The organism is Paraplanobispora siamensis, from assembly GCF_016863175.1.
Classification (GTDB): Bacteria; Actinomycetota; Actinomycetes; order Streptosporangiales; family Streptosporangiaceae; genus Planobispora; species Planobispora siamensis.
This window is the reverse complement of record NZ_BOOJ01000058.1, coordinates 87,385-104,016: the sequence shown is the minus strand read 5'-3', so window position 1 is coordinate 104,016 and position 16,632 is coordinate 87,385. Positions and strand designations below refer to the sequence as shown.

The window sequence follows — 16,632 nt, the reverse complement described above, 5'->3', positions numbered from 1 at the left end:
TAGCGAGCTAGAAGCGGATCGTTGCAACAGCATTGTCGATAAAAGCAACTCATGTCATTCGTCCGTTGCAATGTATTGTTGGTGAACGCATCTGCAGAGGAGGCGCGGCCGATGCCCGGAGGCAGGCTGACCCACGAGGATCGTCAGAAGATCGCGACCTGGCTGGCCGACGGGCTGGGGTACGCCGACATGGGCCGGCGGCTCGGCAGGCCCACGTCCACGGTCACCCGCGAAGTCGCGCGCAACGGCGGGCCCGCGGACTATCTGGCGGACCGCGCCCAGCAGGCCGCCGAGCGGCGCGCCCGCCGGCGCAGGCCGGTCGGGACCACCGGGCCCGACGAGCGGCAGACCGAGGCGGCGCGCCGCTTCGTGGAAGAGTTCGCCGTCCTGGTGGCCGGGACCGGACTGCCCCGGATGCCCTCCCGGGTGTTCGTCTGCCTGCTCACCTCCGACTCCGGGAGCCTGACGTCCGCCGACCTCGTACGCCGGTTGCGGGTCAGCCCGGCCTCGGTGTCCAAGGCCGTCGGCTACCTCGAATCGATCGAGCTGGTGGGACGCGGCCGGGATCCGGACGGGCGCCGCGAGCGATACACGATCAGCGACGACGTCTGGCTCCGCGCCTGGAGAGCCGACACCAGGGCGCACGCCGAGGTCTCGGCGGCCGCGCGGCGCGGAGCGCACATCTTCGGCTCCGGCACTCCCGCCGGGACCCGGCTCCGCGAGATGGGCCGGTTCTTCGCCCGCATCAGCGACCACATGGACGACAACGACCTCAGCCACACCGCCGTGGCCGACACGCTGACGGTGATCGCCGCGCTCGTGCACGCCGCCCGGCCGCTCACCGCGGACGACCTCGCCACGGCGCTGGACTGGCCCGCTCAGCGCGTCACCGGCGCCCTGGAGGTGATCAGCCGTCGCCCGGTCCTGTCCGACCCGCTCGCCGTGGAGCGGCTCGGAGACGGCACGTACGTCATCGTCCCGAGGCCGGACCGGCTGGGCCCCGCGCAACGCGAAGCGCTCCGAGGCCGGACCGGCTGAGATCCGCGCGACGCGAAGCGCTGACCGCCGGTCTCCGCCCGGTTCAGGGGACGGCTCAGGGGACACGGAAACGAGGCCGGTGACCGGCCGTGTTCACCCCGGCCGGCCGACGGTGCTCTCGCGGACCACCAGCCGGTGGGCGGCCACGATCCTGCGTGCCGGCGGCGGCGCGTCCCCGGACGGCACCTCGGGGTCCCGACGCCTGCCCGCGCCGGTCGGCGGCCGCTTCAGCCGGTCGGCCAGGCAGCTCAGCGCCCGCTCGGCGATCCCGGCCTTGTCCGGGGCCACGGTGGTCAGCGACGGGGTGCCGTAGCGCCCGTCCTCGATGTCGTCGAACCCGCACACCGCCAGATCGTCCGGGACGGCCAGGCCGTGGTCCAGCGCCGCCCGCAGGGCGCCCAGCGCGAGCTGGTCGCTGAAGCAGAAGACGGCGTCCGGGGCGTGTCCCCCCTCCAGGAGCTCGCGCATGGCCCGGGCCCCGTCGGCCCGGTGCAGAGCGGTCACCGGCATCTCCAGGGCCGGGTCGTGGGGGATCCCCGCGGCACGCAGCGCCTGCCGGTAGCCGGTGATCCGCTGCTGCGCGGTGCCGTTGGCCAGGTGCGGCTGCACGCCGATCGCCGCGATCCGGCGGCGGCCCAGGCCGATCAGATGCCCGGTGGCCTCGGCCGCGGCCGCCACCGAGTCCACGCTCACGTGGTCGATCAGCCCGGCGGCGTCCTGCTCGCCGAGCAGGACCAGGGGGACGGCGTCGGCGCGCCGGCGCAGCTCGGCCGGGGACACGGCCCAGGGGCTCATGACCAGTCCGTCGACGATCTGCCCCGGCGGGCCGTCGAGCAGCAGGCGTTCGCGGTCGGGATCGCCGTTGGTCTGGTCCACCAGCAGGGTCCAGCCGTACTGCTGCGCCGCCTGGACCAGCAGGGAGGCCAGTTCCCCGAAGTACGGCGAGTCGATCTCCGGGATGACCAGCCCGACCAGTCCGGACCGGCCCGCGCGCAGCAGCCTGGCGGCCGCGTTGGGGCGGTACTGCAGCTCCTCCAGCGCCTGCTGCACACGCCGCCGGGTCTCCGGGGCGACCTGGGGGAAGTCGTTGACGACGTTCGACACCGTGCGCACCGACACCCCCGCCCGCATCGCCACGTCTTTCAGGCTCGCCCCCACCACCCGTCCTCCCATCCGTGTCCCGCCGCGCCACAAGCCTGACACCAGGTGCTCGCACAAGTCACCCTTCTCGCCCGGAAAAGACTATTGCAACGTTGCATGCAACGATGCAATATGGATGAATCCCCCAAAAAAGGAGCGGGCAGGCATGACGGAGACAACACGTCCCACCCTGGCTCGGACGAGGACGGCCGGTGAGCAGCGGCCCGGGGCCGCACCGGCGGGCTGGCGCGACATCCGGGCCGACGAGGCGAGCGTGGCGGCCGCGGTCGAGGATCTCTACCGCGACGGGATCACCGCGCGCCAGGGCGCCTTCGCGGCCGGATGGGCCGATGAGATGGCGCAGGACATCGAGGCGGCGTTCCGCGAGGCGCTCTCCCGGCCGGGCGGCGCGGTGGGACGCGGCCCGAACCGCTACTACGTCGAGATCCACCCCGAGCAGATGCGCGGTTTCACCGACCTGGTCACCCACCCGTGGGTGACCGCGGTCTGCGAGGCGGTGCTCGGCCCCCGGTACGAGATCGTCGAGCTGGGCTTCGACGTGCCGCTGGCCGGGGCGGTCGACCAGCCCTGGCACCGCGACTTCCCGATGCCCGAGGAGACCCGGTCCCACCGCAGGCTCACCTCGCTGGCGTTCAACCTCACCGCGGTCGACACCGAGCCCGACATGGGGCCGTTCGAGATCGCCCCCGGCACGCAGTGGGACGACGAGCCCTCCTTCGAGCACGGCATGTTCCCGCCCAGGGACACCTACGCGCGCTATCGCGAGCGCGCGGTGCGCAAGTATCCGCGCCGCGGCGACATCTCGGCCCGCTCCGCGCTGACGATCCACCGGGGTACGGCCAACCGCTCGGCCAAGGACCGTCCTGTGCTCGTCCTCGGCGTCGACGCCCCCGGCGCGGGCAACGCCGACCGCCACGACATGGCCGTCACCCGCCGCTACTGGGAGAGCCTGCCCGCGCAGGTGCGCGACCATCTGTCCTGCCAGGTGGTCGACGAGCTCCGCCCGATCACGCAGAAGCACACGATCGAGGGCCTGGTGATGGGCGACGCGTGACCGCCGGTCACCGGGACGCGGCCGCCGGCGACGGATGGGCCCGCACCGTCCACGCGGTGGCGTCGATGCGGATGGGCGGGGAAGGCAGCAGCTGCCGGCAGCGGTCGCGCAGCCCGTCCCTGTGCCGGGGGTCGAGCCCGGCGACATACGCTCCCGCGGGCCCGACCCCCAGCAGGAACGGCTCCCACCACTGCTCGAAGGTCGGATGCGTCACCCGCACCGACAAGGTCGCCGGTTCCGGGTCGGGCAGACCGGCCAGCTCGAACAGCTCCCGCAGGTGTCCCTCTCGCGCGCCGGCCAGACCGGACTCGTCGGGGGCCGCGGGGTCGAGGTCGCGCGCGGCCCGCCAGAAGAGCGACAGCGGGCCGCCGCCTCCGGCGTGGTCCCACACGCAGGCGGCCACCACCCCCGCCGGCCGGGTGACCCGGGCCATCTCGCGCAGTCCCGCGACGGGGTCGCTCATGAAGTGCACGACCAGCTGGGCGAACGTGACGTCGAAGGCCGCGTCGGCGAACGGGAGCCGTTCCGCGGCCGCCGGCCGTACGTCCACTCCGGCGAGGCGCTCGCGCGCGGCCGCGACGAACGTCTCGGACGGGTCCACGGCGCAGACGGCGTCCGGCCCCAGTCGCCGGACCAGCTCCGCCGCCAGCGCCCCGGGCCCGCACCCGACATCCAGCGCCCGCTGCCCCCGGCGGACGTCCACCAGGTCGGCGAACCGCATCGCGAGCGGCTCGGAGTAGCGCCCCATGAAGCGCCCGTAGGCGTCGGCACTCACATCGAAGCCCATCGCTCCAACCTATGTGAACCGCGCCGGCCGGGGGCTCAGTCGGCCGGAGCCAGTTCGAGGCCGGCGAGTGCGGCGTAGTGCATGAACTTGAACGGGTTGAGCATCTGGTTCTGCGCGACGAGCGAATCCAGGAGCCGCCGTCTCAGCCCGGCGAGTTCGGGAGCGCCGGGGTGGCTGAGCAGCCCCAGGTCGACGAGGTGCAGCGCCAGGGCCTGCTCGCCCCGCCGTGCCAGCTCCAGACCCGCCGCGCCGAAAGCCGCGGCGCTCCCGCCGCCGAGCAGGTCCATCGCGGCGGCCAGCTCCGCGGGCGCGAAGCGCTCGACGCCCTCGCCCCGCCTGTGCCAGTACCCGGTCCGCTGGCGGTGCAGGCGCTGGATGAAGTTGTCGCGGGTGACCAGGTACGGCATGACCGCGGCGGGATGCTCCTTCAGGACGTCCGGCAGGTGGTTGAGCCGCAGGATCTCGACGAGGGTCAGCCCGTCCGCGATCCCGGCCGCGACGAGCCGTTCCAGCTCGCGCAGCGCCGCGAGCAGTCCGGGGAAGGCCTCGATCGTGTAGTTCTCGGTCAGCGCGGTGTGCCCGTGGACGAGCTGCCGCGGCCGCAGCTCCATGACCGTGCGCATGGCCTCGAACAGGCCCTGCGCGGATCCCTCCGCGAGGGTCGGGGCGCCGAGGTAGGGCATGCTCATGTCACCGGTGAAGACCACGCCCGGGCCCGGGAGGTGGATGATCAGCCCGTCGTCGGTCTCTCCTCCCGGGATCGGGATGAGGGTGAACTCCACGCCGCCGATCGTCAGAGTCTCCCTGTCGCGCACGAGGCGGTCGGGCGTGAGGTCCAGGCGGCGGTCCTCCCCGTCGCGCGGGAGGTAGTAGCCGAGCGGCGGCGGGCCGGAGTTCTGCCGTGCGAGCTCGCCGGCGAAGTTCGCCTGCGCGATCACCGTGGCGCCGTCGGCGGCGAAGGCGCCGACTCCCCCGACGTGGTCCGCGTGGGCGTGTGTGAGGATCACGTGCGTGACGGGCAGGTCGGTGACCTCACGGAGTTCGCGCAGGGCCGCGGCCGCGTGCTCGGGGGTGCTCGCGGCGTCGACGGCGACCACCCCCTCGCCGGTGACGACGAAGCCGACGTCGGAGAAGTCGTAGCCCTGGGCCGCGTACACGCCCTGCGCGAATTCGACCAGGCGCCGGGGGCCGAAGCGGAATCCGTCCTCGGGGTTGCCCCAGTGGGGGGTGATCAGGTGACCGGCCCGCTCGCGTGCCCGCTCCGCCGGGCCGGTACGGCCGAGCAGGTCGTAGGCACGTGCCAGCGCCGCGTGGACGGGCCGCATGAATCCCGCCGGGAACTGGTCCTTGACCATGAGGACGAACTCCAGGTCCGCGACCACCGTCTCCGCGCGGCCCGCGCATCCGGGCAGGTCCGCCAGCGAGATCCCGCGGAAGTAGTGGGGCAGGCCCAGATCCATTGAGGTGGCGGCGTCGAGCTTGGCGATCGCCTCTTCGGCCTGACCCTCCAGGCGGGACTGGAAGGCGCCGGCGAGTGCCAGCAGGAGCGCGTCGTCCGGCGTCTTGGCCGACAGCGGCGAGAAGAACTCGAACCCTTCCCTGTCGAGTCCGGCGGCCGTGAACTGGCCGGCCAGCACGATCCTGGTGCGGCGATCGGCTCCGGGCCAGGCAGCCACCTCGCAGAGGGCGGCGATCTCCATGTTCATCGGTCTTCTCCGTTCGAGGAGCGGATGAGCGCGAGGGCGAGCGCCGCGGCGGCGGCCGAAGCGATCATGAACCAGCGGGTGGCGTCGTGGGCGCCGACCACGGTGGAGGGGGTGGGCGTGCCGAGGACGGCGACGAAGGCGGCCACCCCGAAGGTCGAGCCGATCTGGCGGAACATGGTCTGCGCGCCGATTCCCGTGGCCAGCTTCTGCGGCGCCAGGGTGGCGGTCGCGGCGATCGTGAACGCGGGCAGCGCGAGACCCACTCCGGCGCCGCCGACGAGCATGGCGGGCAGGAACCGGGACCAGTAGGCGGGCTCCGGTCCGATGAGCACCACGAACATCACCGACCCGGACGCGAACAGCAGGGCGCCCGCAGCACCGACGAGTCCCGGGCCGACGCGCTGGGCGAGCTTCCCGGCGAACGGCGCGACCGCCGCGGCCACGATGGGTCCGGGGGTCAGGGCCAGCCCGGCCTGGAGGATCGAGTAGTGCCAGACCCCGGTGAGGAACAGCACGTTGGCCAGGAGCATCGCCGAGAACGCGGCGTAGAACAGGGCCGCCGACAGACTGGCCAGGGCGAACGCCGGGACCCGCACGATGGCCGGCTCCAGCACCGGGGCGGGGTGCCGCCGGGCGCGTACGGCGAACCCGGCCGTGAGCACGGCGGCTGCGGCGAAGCAGCCGATCACCCGCGCGTCCCAGTTCCACGCGTGGCCCTGGACCAGGCCGAGGGTGGCGAGGGAGACGGCGGCGACCAGAAGGAGCGTGCCGGCGCCGTCGGGCAGCGGCGGCCGGGCGGGGTCGCGGATCTCGGGCAGCACCCGGTAGGCGCCGACGAGCACGATCGCGACGAGCGGGATGTTGACGATGAAGATCCAGTGCCAGCCGATCTGGGTCAGCAACCCGCCCAGTGACGGGCCCGAGGCCGCGCCTACCGCACCGAGGGCGGACCAGGCGCCTATCGCGGCGGCCCGGCGCCGCGGGGGGATGGACGGCAGCAGGAGACCGAGCGAGGCCGGGGTGACCGCGGCGGCACCGGCTCCCTGCAGGACGCGGGCGGCGATGAGGAACTCGAGTGACGGTGAGATCGCGCACAGGGCAGACCCCAGGCCGAACGCGACCAGGCCGACGGCGAAGACCCGCCGCCGTCCGACGACGTCGCCCAGCTTTCCGGCGGGCACGAGCAGGGCGGCGAAGACGATCGCGTAGGCGTTCAGCACCCAGGACACGCCGGCCACGGAGGAGTCCCCGAAGTCGGCCTGGATCGCCGGGACGGCGATGTTGACGATGAACACGTCGAGGGCGGAGACGAAGACCGCCAAGGCCAGGACGGCGAAGACGGCGCGGGGGTGACCGGCGCCCGGGGGCGGGCTGAACGGTGGGCCGGGAGCTGTGCTCGCGGCGGCAGGGGACGCCTGCGTTCCGATGGTAGGCATGACAAGTTATTAAATCTCTTAGACAAGAAAGTCAAGCAGCAACGTGAGTAACTAAAGCGAGCTGATAGGATCAGGTCATGCGCTCTTACAATCAGTACTGCTCCGTGGCCAAGGCCCTCGATGTCGTCGGCGACCGCTGGACCTTGCTGATCGTGCGGGAGCTGCTGGCCCGCGGCCCGTCGCGCTACACCGACCTGCGCTCCGGGCTGCCGGGGATCGCCACCAACCTGCTCGCGGACCGTCTGCGCGAGATGGAGGCCGCCGGTCTGGTGGAACGCGAGGACGCGCCTCCCCCTGTCGCCACCGCCTTGTTCCGCCTCACCGAGCGCGGCGCCGGCCTGGGGTCGGTGATCTCCGAGCTCGGCCGCTGGGGCGTGCCGCTGATGAGCGACTACCGGCCGCAGGACGCCTTCCGCGGCCAGTGGCTGCGCCTGCCCGTCCGGATGTTCCTGGCCGACCACGAACCCGGACAGCCCCCGGTCTCGATCGAGGTCCGCGCCGAGGACCAGACGGCGGTGATCGACGTCGCCGACGGGCGGGTCTCGCTCCGCCTGGGCGCCGCCCCGGACGCCGACGCGACCATCACCGGCCCGCCACCGCGCATCCTCACCCTGTTCAGCGGCAACCTCCCCCTCGCCGAAGCGGAGGACCACGGCATCAGGATCACCGGGTCACGGGAGGCCGTCCGGCGCATCCTGCCCCGCGACAGTGGACAGGCAATTAGCAAATTGCCATAATCCCTTCATGCTGGACGTGGACCTGGTGAAGGCGCTGGCCAACGAGAAGCGTCTGATGATCCTGGAGTGGTTACGCGACCCCGAACGCCATTTTCCGCCGCAGCGCGACGGCGATCTGGTGCACGACGGAGTCTGCTCCCTGTTCATCGCCCAGAAGCTGGGGGTGAGCCAGCCGACCTGCGGCGAGCATCTGAAAGTGCTCGCGCAGGCCGGGCTGCTGCGCGGCAAGAAGATCAAGCAGTGGGTGTTCTACCAGCGTGACGAGGACCGCATTTCCGAGGCGAAGGAGTTGCTGAGCGGTGAGTGGTGAACCGGGCGGCGGTGTCGTCGCACCCGAGAGCCTCGGCGCGGGGCTCTACGAACGGTTGATCGCCGATCTGGAGGCAGCCGGAGCCCGCTACCGTCTGATCGACCACCCGCCCGAGGGGCGCACCGAGGTGGTCAGCGCTCTGCGTGGACACGACGTCGCGCGGGCCGCCAAGTGCCTGATCGTGATGGTCAAGATCGGCAAGAAGCGGACCCGGTACGTGCTGACCGTGGTGCCCGGCGACGCCCGCCTGGATCTGGAGGCGGTGAAAGCCCTGACGGAGGGCACCTATGCCGCCTTCGCCGACCGCGGCAGGGCCGAGGAGCTGGCCGGCAGCGTCAGCGGCACCGTGCTGCCCTTCAGCTATCACCCCAGGCTGGAGGTGGTCGCCGATCCGGCACTGCTGCGCGGACCGGAGCTGTTCTTCAACGCCGCCCGGCTGGACCGCTCGATCGCCCTGGCCACCGACGACTACCTCCGCCTGGCCGCCCCTCGCGTCGCCCCCGTCATCACGGCCTCCTGACTCCGGCCCGCCGGTGCCGCCGGGCCGGTGCCGCCTTTCAGCGGCGTACGGCCAGGTGGTGCGCGAGGTGGGCGATCACCTCGCGCGCGTCGTCCTCGATGCCGTTGATGAACGTGGACCTGCGCCGCCGCAGCACGGGCAGCCCCAGCGCGTACAGCCCCGGGCTGTCGACCACGCCGCCGTCGTGGCGCAGCCGGCCCTTGTCGTCGACCACGGGCACCTCGAGCCAGCCGTAGTCGGGCCGGAAGCCCGTCGCCCACACGATCGTGCGGATCTCGCCGCTGTTCAGGTCCAGCTGCCACCGCGCCGAATCGGGCACCCCGGTCGGCGCGAAGCGCTCGGGCGGGGCGACCTCGTCCCCGAGGCCCCGCCTCCCGGCCCACTCGTCGAACGTGCCCAGCAGGCGCTCCATCTTGAGGTCCGCGAGGGAGAACACGTTGCGCAGCCCGCCGGAGAACAGCGCGCGGCCGTCGCGCACGTCCGCCCAGCGGCCCACGAGCTCGACGCCCATCGAGGTGAGCGCGTTGAGGTCGAGCGTCGCGCGCTCGGGGGTCCCGACGAGCTGGGGCGAGGGCAGCCGCCGGGCCCGCGTGAGGTCGTCGACCTCGTCGTACCGCTGGTCCCACACGCCGGAGGCGTCCATCCACCACAGCACGTCGCGCCCGCGGTAGGTGCGGGGCAACCGTACGTGCTCCCCCACCGAGAGCACCACCGGCCGGCCCGACCTGCGCAGCTCGGCGGCCAGCTGCACGCCGGTCGCCGAGGCTCCCACGACGAGCACGCCGCCCTCGGGCAGCAGGCCGGGCCCGCGGTAGCCGAACGGCGTCAGCTGCTCGACGGAGGCCGGCACCGCGCCGGCGAAGCGCGGCACCGTCGGCAGGTTGCAGGCGCCGCTGGCGATGACCAGCGTCCGGCAGGCGATCTCACCGCGGCTCGTCGTCACGCGGTAACCGTCGCCGGCGCGCCGTACGGACGTGACGTCCGTGCCGGTCCGGACGGGGGCGCCCGAGAGCTTGGCGAAGCGCTCGACGAACTCCGTGATCTCCGCCGTGGTCATGTAGCCGTCGGGGTCCGGGCCCTCGTAGTGAAGGCCCGGAAGGCGGCTCTGCCAGTTGGGGGTGAGCAGCCGGAAGGAGTCCCAGCGTTCGCGCCGCCACGAGTTCGCCACCTCCCCGCGCTCGATCACCAGGTGGTCGATCGACCGTTCGCTCAGGAAGTGGCTCGCCGCGAGGCCCGCGTGCCCCGCGCCGATGACGACTGTCGTGACGCTTTCGATGGCTCGGCCCTCAGGCGACTTCGACGGTGACGTTCGTCGGGTTGGTCAGGGCGTCGAACACGGCCGAGCGCTTCTGGGACTGGGCCACCAGGGCCTCGATGTCCTGCTTGGAGGCGTCCGCGTCGATGTTGAACGTCACCTTGATGTCGTTGAAGCCGTTGCGGACGTCGCTGTCGGCGCCGAGGATGCCGCGGATGTCGTGGGTGCCTTCCAGGGTCGCCTCGACCGAGCGCAGCTGGATGCCGCGGTTCTGCGCGACGGAGGCCACGCCCGCCGTCAGGCAGGCCGCCAGGCCGACGAGGAGATACTCGATCGGGGTGATGCCGTTGTCCTCGGCCGCGAAGACCTCGGGGTGGTCGGCGTCGAACACGGCCTCGTTGCGGTGGGTCTGCTCCTGGCCGAGACCGAAGAACTCCTTGACCGTGGTGGTGCTGTGCACTCCGTTCTGCCACTTGGAGGAGGCCCGCCAGACGAACTGGGCGGCCTCGGGGGCGCTCTTGAGCACCTCGCGCGCGTCCAGCAGCGCCTGCACGTTCACACCGTTGGCGACCGTAGTCATGTTTTCGCCCTTTCCGGCACTTCCCGCAATTCCGATAGGTATTTGACCATATACCGGGCGCGGCGGCTACCATAAGCCCCATGTCGCAGCCAGCCAGAACGCTCGCGGCCGGCGAAGTCGGCAGCGTGGGCACCGTGGAGACCCGGTACCTCGACCTTCCGCATCCCGTACGCCTCGACTGCGGCCGGGAGCTGCATCCGGTCCGCGTGGCCTACGAGACCTACGGCACCCTCTCGCCCGGGCGCGACAACGTGATCCTGGTGTGCCACGCGCTCAGCGGCGACGCCCACGCGGCCGGCCTGGCCGAGGCACCGCCCGAGGCGGGCACCCGCGACGGGTTCGGTGCCGAGGAGCGCGACGGCGCGAGCGGCAGGGGGCTCGGCTGGTGGGACGGGATGATCGGCCCCGGCAAGGCGTTCGACACCGACCGCTTCTTCGTCGTCTCCACGAACCTGCTCGGCGGCTGCCGCGGCACGACGGGGCCGTCCTCGATCGATCCGGCGACGGGCCGGCCGTACGGGGCGGACTTCCCCGTGATCACGGTCGCGGACATGGTACGGACCCAGCGCGCGTTCCTGGACGTCCTGGGCATCGAGCGGCTCGCGGCGGTGGCCGGGGGCTCGCTCGGCGGGATGCAGGCGCTGGAGTGGGCGGTCCTGTTCCCCGACCAGGTCGACTCCATCGTGGTGATCGCCAGCACGCACGCCCTCCACCCGCAGGGCGTGGCCTGGAACGCGATCGCGCGCGACTCGATCATGCGCGACCCGGCCTGGCAGGGCGGCCAGTACTACGGCACCGGCCGCGCCCCCGACGCCGGCATGGGCATCGGGCGGATGGTCGGCCACATCACCTACCTGTCCGCGCCCGCGCTGGACGACAAGTTCGGCCGGCGGCTGCAGTTCGCCGACGACCTCCGCTACACGATCACCGAGCCGGAGTTCGAGGTGGAGAACTATCTGCGCCACCAGGCCGACTCGTTCGTCAGGCGCTTCGACGCCAACACCTACCTCTACGTCTCGCGCGCGCTGACCTACTTCGACCTCGCGCGGCAGCACGGCGGCGGATCCCTCGCGCGGGCGCTGGAGGGTGTGCGGGCGCGTACGCTGCTCATCGCCTTCAGCTCCGACTGGCTGTACCCGCCGTCGGCGTCGGAGGAGATCGAGCGGGCGCTGCGCGCCCTCGGCAAGCCGGTCGAGTTCAATGTGATCGACGCGCCGTACGGCCACGACTGCTTCCTGTTGGAGGAAGCGCGACAGACGCCCGTCATCCGCCGGTTCCTGGCCCACGGCCAGGCCGGGTGAGGTCGAGGAAGAGGACTCTGTGACCGACAAGCTCTCCCGCGCCGAGCAGGCCCGTGAGTTCGGGTTCGAGACCCGGCAGCTGCACGCCGGGCAACGGCCGGACCCGAACACCGGCGCCCGCGCGGTGCCGATCTTCCAGACGACCAGCTACGTCTTCGAGGATCCGGAGTCCGCGGCGGCGTACTTCAACCTGCAGGAGTACGGCAACACCTACTCGCGCATCATGAACCCGACCGTCGCGGTGTTCGAGGAGCGGGTGGCCAACCTCGAGGGCGGCGCCGGCGCGGTGGCGTTCGCCAGCGGGATCGCCGCGCAGGCGGCCGCGCTGTTCACGCTGCTGCAGCCGGGCGACCACGTCGTGTCGTCCTCGGCGCTCTACGGCGGTACGGTCAACCAGCTCAAGCACCTGCTGCGCAAGATGAGCGTGGAGCTGACCTGGGTCGACCCCGACGATCCGGACGCCTGGCGCGAGGCGGTCCGGCCGAACACGAAGGCGTTCTTCGGCGAGACGATCGGCAACCCCTCCGGCAACGTGCTGGACATCGAGACCGTGGCGGCCATCGCGCACGAGCACGAGCTTCCGCTGATCGTGGACAACACCTTCGCGACGCCGTACCTGTGCCGCCCGATCGAGTGGGGCGCCGACATCGTGATCCACTCGGCGACCAAGTTCATCGGCGGCCACGGCACGAGCATCGGCGGCGTCGTCGTCGAGGCCGGCACGTTCGACTGGTCCAACGGGCGCTTCCCGGTGATCGCCGACGCCTCGCCGGCCTACCACGGGCTGCGCTTCCACGAGACGTTCGGGATGTACGGCTATCTGATGAAACTGCGCGCCGAGACCCTGCGCGACCTCGGCGGCGCGCTCTCGCCGTTCAACGCCTTCCTGTTCCTGCAGGGCCTTGAGACGCTGTCGCTGCGGATGGACCGCCACGTCGAGAACGCGCGGGCGGTCGCGGCGTTCCTCGACTCGCACGAACTGGCCTCCAACGTGACCTATCCCGGGCTGCCGGGCAACAAGTACCGTCCGCTGGTGGACAAATACCTGCCGCGCGGCGCCGGCGCGGTGTTCTCCTTCGACTGCGCGGGCGGCCGGGACGGCGGGCAGGGCCTCATCGGCGGCCTGACGCTCTGGTCCCACCTGGCCAACGTCGGCGACGCCAAGAGCCTGGTCATCCACCCCGCCAGCACGACGCACCGCCAGCTGGGCGACGAGGAGCTGCGGGCGGCGGGTGTCGGGCCGGGGACGGTACGGCTGTCGGTCGGCACCGAGTCCGTCGAGGACCTGATCTGGGACCTGGAGCAGGGTTTCGCCCGCGTCGCCGCGACGATCGGAGAGAAGGTGGAGACCGTATGACCGATCTCGGGCGCTACCAGGACCCGCTGACGATCCAGCGCGTGCTGCACGCCACCGGGACGATCGCGATCGTGGGCCTGTCGAACAACGAGCTGCGGGCCAGCTACTTCGTCGGCTACTACCTCAAGCGGCACGGCTACCGGGTGATCCCCGTGAACCCCCGCGAGAAGGAGATCCTCGGGGAGACCAGCTACCCGAGCCTGCTCGACGTGCCCGTGCCGGTGGACCTCGTGAACGTCTTCCGCGCACCGGACGCGCTGCCCGCCATCGCCCGGGAGGCCGTGGAGATCAAGGCCGGCGCCCTCTGGTGCCAGTTCGGCGTGATCAACGAGGAGGGCGCGCGGATCGCCGAGACCGGTGGCGTCACCGTCGTCATGGACCGCTGCCTCAAGATCGAGCACGCCCGCTACGTGGGCCGGATGCACTGGCTCGGCTTCAACACCCGCCGCATCACCTCCGTCCGCGCCGGGCTTCAGTAGCCGCCCCGTCCGGCGAGAGGATGGGCGCGGGCCGCAGACGGAGGGGCCGTGGTGGCGGCACACCGGAAGGAGGGGACGGCATGGGCGAACCGGTTCTCGCCGAATCCGTGCGGTACGCGGACGACGGCGTGGTGGAGATCCTCGACCGCCGCGTCTACCCGTTCGAGGTGAGCTGGGTGCGCTGTGCGACCAGCGAGGACGTGGCGGTGGCCATCGAGCGGATGGTGACGCAGAGCACGGGGCCGCTGTTCGCGGCCACGGCCGGCATGGTGCTGGGGGCGCGCGAGGCCCGCGGCGACGGGCCGCGGGAGGCGGCTGCGCGGCTGCGTGCCGCGGGAGCGAGGCTGATCGCCACCCGGCCGACCAACAACCACATCCGCGACGCGGTCCACGCCGTACTGTCGGCGACCGTGGGCAGCGGCGAGGATCCCGGCGACGATGAGAAGCGGCTCACCGGGGACGAGCTGGTGGCGGCGGCCGAGGCGGCGGCGCGGGCGCACGAGGACGCCTATCACGCCCGGAACGCCGCCCTGGGCGGGCACGCCGCCTCACTGCTCGACGACGGCACGCGGGTGCTGACGCACTGCTGGGCCGACGCGTTCCTGATCGCGACGGTGCGGGCGGCGCAGGCCGCGGGCAAGCGCCTGGAGTTCGTCTGCACCGAGACCCGCCCGTACCTGCAGGGCGCCCGGCTGACCTCGGCGGCGCTGGTGGAGATGGGCTACCGGCCGACGCTGATCACCGACGGCATGGTGGCCGCCGTCCTGTCCGGCGGGCTGGCCGACGTGGCGCTGACCGGCGCCGACCGGGTGACGATGGACGGCCATGTGGTCAACAAGGTGGGCACGCTCGGCGTCGCACTGGCCGCCCACGCCTTCGGCGTCCCGTTCTACGCGCTCATCGACGCCCCGGACCCGCAGGCCCCGACGGCCGCCGACGTGGTGATCGAGCAGCGCGACGGCGACGAGGTGCTGCACGCCCTCGGCCGCCGCACCGCCGCCGAGGGCGTGACCGGCTACTACCCGGCCTTCGACGTGACCCCGCCCCACCTGGTGACCGGCATCGTGACCGAGCGCGGGATCCACCGGCCCGACGCCTTGGAGTAGTCACCTGTACGGACTGCGCCCCCCTCCGGCGTGGACCCGCCCCGGCCTCGTACACCGCCGCGAGTAAACTGGCGGACACGCTGCGGTGGCCCAGGCCGCCGAGCGGGGCGGCCGCTTCGAGCCGGGCGCGGCCGCAGGAGGTTCCTGTCCTCGCAGCTGATGTGCTGGGTGGCCATCGAGCGGGCCATCCGCCTGGCCAAGTTCGTGGCGCCCACCGACCCCAAGTGGCTGTCCACTCTGGACGCGCCCACCACGGAGCTGGTCGCCGACTCCCTGGTCCACCGCTACGACCCCCGGGCGAGCCCGGACGGCCTGCGGGGCGAGGAGGGGACCTTCTCGATCTGCTCGTTCTGGTACGTCGAGGCGCTGACCCGGGCCGGGCGGCCCGACGAGGCCCGACTGGCCTTCGAGAAGACGCTCACCTACGCCAACCACCTGGGCCTGTACGCCGAGGAGATCGGCCGCACCGGCGAGCGGCAGGGCGACTTCCCCCAGGCGTTCACCCACCTGAGCCTGATCAGCGCGGCGTTCAACCTGGACCGCGTCCTGGGCTGACGGGACCGGTGGCCGCAGAACCCCGGGTCAGGTGTCGGGGAACTCCAGCTCGACCGTCTGCCCGGCGCCGAGAAGGAAGTACGCCAGGAACGTCACTCCGTCGTCCTGCGCGTCGAAGCGGGCGATGCGGACGCCCTCCGGCTCGTAGAACGTGTCACCGGCGGTGAGTACGGACTCCGGCCCGCCGTCGATCTGGTACACCACGGAACCGGATTCGATGCTGCCGAACACGGGACAGTTGTGGGTGTGCAGCCCGGCGGGCTGACCGGCGGCGATGCTGATGCGCCGCACCTCGACCCGATGGGTGACCGCCGGCACCGCCAGCGGCTGGTCGAGCACGACGGTACGGGTGACCGGCGGCGTGCCCTCGGCCGGGGCGGCGGTCGCCGGCGTCCTTGGGGGGATGCTCATGGGGTGGCAGTCCTTTCTGTCAGGTTCCCGGCTGTCAGGTTCCCGGCTCACGCACGGTGCCGGGCGGCCTCGGCGGCGTGGAGCGTCAGCAGCGCGAGCACACCCGATATGGCCTGGTCGAACGGGTCGGCGGTGCCCGAAGCGCGGGCGAGCACGTACCCGCCCTGCAGGACCGCGACGATGGTCGCGGCCGTGGCCGGCGGGTCGAGCCGGGAATCCAGTTCGCCCGCCGCACGGCCCTCCTCCAGCACCTGCGCCAGACGGGCACGGAGCCACGCGAGGGTCTCCTCGACCGGCGCCCGCAGGGCGGGATCGGCCATCACGTCGGGGTCCTGGGTCAGCCTGCCGACCGGACAGCCTTTCAGCACGTCCCGTTCGCGACGCAGGTAGGCGGTGACGCGTCCGAGGGCCGTACCGGGAACCGACAACCGCGCCTCCGCGGCGGCCCGCAACTCCTCGGCGGTACGGCGGATCGCCGTCAGCGCCAGGTCGTGCTTACCGGCGAAGTGGTGGTACATGCTGCCCTGCCCGGCACCGGCCCGCTGCTGGATGGCCTTCGGACTGGTGCCCACATAACCGCGCTCCCACAACAGGGCACGCGTGCTCTCGATGAGGCGTTCCTCCGCGTTCACCCCTTTACTGTACATACCAGTAGGTACAGATTCTCATCGGGCCGTGCTCGGAACAGAGTCCTCCAGCAGGGGCGGCACTCCTCGGAAGCACGTTTGGTTTTCACCCCATATAACCTCTATTACCGATATCGCCATCTATGTCGGATGGTGACCGTGAGGCATGTCCTTCCATGGGCGGCCTCCACCCGTCCGACTGCCGCCCGAGGA

18 protein-coding genes are annotated in these 16,632 nt (G+C 72.1%); 10 read left to right on the top strand and 8 right to left on the bottom strand.

The window, feature by feature from the left end; translation table 11 throughout:
- Positions 1 to 81: 81 nt before the first annotated feature.
- On the top strand, positions 82 to 1,038 hold the full coding sequence (locus Psi01_RS33130) for a GbsR/MarR family transcriptional regulator (protein WP_239128205.1): 957 nt from the start codon (positions 82 to 84) through the stop codon (positions 1,036 to 1,038).
- A 93-nt stretch (positions 1,039 to 1,131) separates the two neighbouring features.
- On the opposite strand, the gene Psi01_RS33125 is transcribed toward Psi01_RS33130, so the two are convergent.
- On the bottom strand, positions 1,132 to 2,199 hold the full coding sequence (locus Psi01_RS33125; protein WP_239128204.1) for a LacI family DNA-binding transcriptional regulator: 1,068 nt from the start codon (positions 2,197 to 2,199) through the stop codon (positions 1,132 to 1,134).
- 145 nt (positions 2,200 to 2,344) lie between these two features.
- Here Psi01_RS33125 and Psi01_RS33120 point away from each other — a divergent pair, with 145 nt between their 5' ends.
- Entirely contained in the window at positions 2,345 to 3,253 is a 909-nt protein-coding gene (locus Psi01_RS33120) for a phytanoyl-CoA dioxygenase family protein (RefSeq protein ID WP_204068079.1), read from the top strand.
- 7 nt (positions 3,254 to 3,260) lie between these two features.
- Here the strand turns inward: Psi01_RS33120 and Psi01_RS33115 are convergent, their stop codons facing one another.
- Genes Psi01_RS33115 through Psi01_RS33105 form a run of 3 tightly spaced genes read right to left on the bottom strand, consistent with a single transcriptional unit; the run spans position 3,261 to position 7,182 of the window.
- Complete coding sequence (locus tag Psi01_RS33115; protein WP_204068078.1) at positions 3,261 to 4,040, bottom strand: class I SAM-dependent methyltransferase; 780 nt, start codon at positions 4,038 to 4,040, stop codon at positions 3,261 to 3,263.
- Between the two features lie 35 nt (positions 4,041 to 4,075).
- Positions 4,076 to 5,746 (bottom strand): MBL fold metallo-hydrolase, encoded by a 1,671-nt coding sequence (locus tag Psi01_RS33110; protein WP_204068077.1) that lies wholly within the window; start codon positions 5,744 to 5,746, stop codon positions 4,076 to 4,078.
- The gene (locus Psi01_RS33105) at positions 5,743 to 7,182 is read right to left on the bottom strand and encodes an MFS transporter (protein ID WP_204068076.1); all 1,440 of its coding nucleotides are present in this window, start codon (positions 7,180 to 7,182) and stop codon (positions 5,743 to 5,745) included. The genes Psi01_RS33110 and Psi01_RS33105 overlap by 4 nt, the downstream gene beginning before the upstream one ends.
- A 77-nt stretch (positions 7,183 to 7,259) precedes the next feature.
- Between Psi01_RS33105 and Psi01_RS33100 the strand changes: the two genes are divergently transcribed.
- From Psi01_RS33100 to Psi01_RS33090, 3 genes are read left to right on the top strand one after another with little or no spacing between them, the layout of a single operon-like run.
- Positions 7,260 to 7,919, top strand: a complete 660-nt coding sequence (locus Psi01_RS33100; RefSeq protein WP_204068075.1) for a winged helix-turn-helix transcriptional regulator — start codon at positions 7,260 to 7,262, stop codon at positions 7,917 to 7,919.
- A 7-nt stretch (positions 7,920 to 7,926) separates the two neighbouring features.
- Positions 7,927 to 8,229, top strand: a complete 303-nt coding sequence (locus Psi01_RS33095; RefSeq protein ID WP_239128203.1) for an ArsR/SmtB family transcription factor — start codon at positions 7,927 to 7,929, stop codon at positions 8,227 to 8,229.
- Positions 8,219 to 8,749, top strand: a complete 531-nt coding sequence (locus Psi01_RS33090; protein ID WP_204068074.1) for a YbaK/EbsC family protein — start codon at positions 8,219 to 8,221, stop codon at positions 8,747 to 8,749. The genes Psi01_RS33095 and Psi01_RS33090 overlap by 11 nt, the downstream gene beginning before the upstream one ends.
- Before the next feature lie 37 nt (positions 8,750 to 8,786).
- Here Psi01_RS33090 and Psi01_RS33085 read toward each other — a convergent pair whose 3' ends face one another.
- Together Psi01_RS33085 and Psi01_RS33080 are read right to left on the bottom strand one after the other, a co-directional pair.
- Positions 8,787 to 10,001: an NAD(P)-binding domain-containing protein gene (locus Psi01_RS33085; RefSeq protein ID WP_204068112.1), complete on the bottom strand. Its 1,215-nt coding sequence runs from the start codon at positions 9,999 to 10,001 to the stop codon at positions 8,787 to 8,789.
- A gap of 34 nt (positions 10,002 to 10,035) precedes the next feature.
- Positions 10,036 to 10,584 carry an OsmC family protein gene (locus Psi01_RS33080; protein ID WP_204068073.1) on the bottom strand — a complete coding sequence of 183 codons (549 nt, stop codon included), beginning with the start codon at positions 10,582 to 10,584 and terminating at the stop codon, positions 10,036 to 10,038.
- An 80-nt stretch (positions 10,585 to 10,664) separates the two neighbouring features.
- Between Psi01_RS33080 and metX the strand changes: the two genes are divergently transcribed.
- From metX to Psi01_RS33055, 5 genes are all read left to right on the top strand, one after another.
- Positions 10,665 to 11,885, top strand: a complete 1,221-nt coding sequence (gene metX, locus Psi01_RS33075) for a homoserine O-acetyltransferase MetX (protein ID WP_204068072.1) — start codon at positions 10,665 to 10,667, stop codon at positions 11,883 to 11,885.
- A 19-nt stretch (positions 11,886 to 11,904) separates the two neighbouring features.
- Complete coding sequence (locus tag Psi01_RS33070; RefSeq protein ID WP_204068071.1) at positions 11,905 to 13,242, top strand: O-acetylhomoserine aminocarboxypropyltransferase/cysteine synthase family protein; 1,338 nt, start codon at positions 11,905 to 11,907, stop codon at positions 13,240 to 13,242.
- A complete protein-coding gene (locus tag Psi01_RS33065; RefSeq protein WP_204068070.1) occupies positions 13,239 to 13,721 on the top strand; it encodes a CoA-binding protein in 483 nt (160 codons plus the stop codon). Before Psi01_RS33070 ends, Psi01_RS33065 begins: the two co-directional genes overlap by 4 nt.
- 80 nt (positions 13,722 to 13,801) lie before the next feature.
- Positions 13,802 to 14,827, top strand: coding sequence for a s-methyl-5-thioribose-1-phosphate isomerase (locus tag Psi01_RS33060; RefSeq protein ID WP_204068069.1), 1,026 nt, complete (start codon positions 13,802 to 13,804; stop codon positions 14,825 to 14,827).
- A gap of 159 nt (positions 14,828 to 14,986) precedes the next feature.
- Positions 14,987 to 15,382 (top strand): glycoside hydrolase family 15 protein, encoded by a 396-nt coding sequence (locus Psi01_RS33055; RefSeq protein ID WP_239128202.1) that lies wholly within the window; start codon positions 14,987 to 14,989, stop codon positions 15,380 to 15,382.
- A 27-nt stretch (positions 15,383 to 15,409) separates the two neighbouring features.
- On the opposite strand, the gene Psi01_RS33050 is transcribed toward Psi01_RS33055, so the two are convergent.
- Positions 15,410 to 15,793, bottom strand: a complete 384-nt coding sequence (locus tag Psi01_RS33050) for a cupin domain-containing protein (RefSeq protein WP_204068068.1) — start codon at positions 15,791 to 15,793, stop codon at positions 15,410 to 15,412.
- A gap of 47 nt (positions 15,794 to 15,840) precedes the next feature.
- Positions 15,841 to 16,425 carry a TetR/AcrR family transcriptional regulator gene (locus tag Psi01_RS33045; protein WP_239128201.1) on the bottom strand — a complete coding sequence of 195 codons (585 nt, stop codon included), beginning with the start codon at positions 16,423 to 16,425 and terminating at the stop codon, positions 15,841 to 15,843.
- Positions 16,426 to 16,632: the final 207 nt, after the last annotated feature.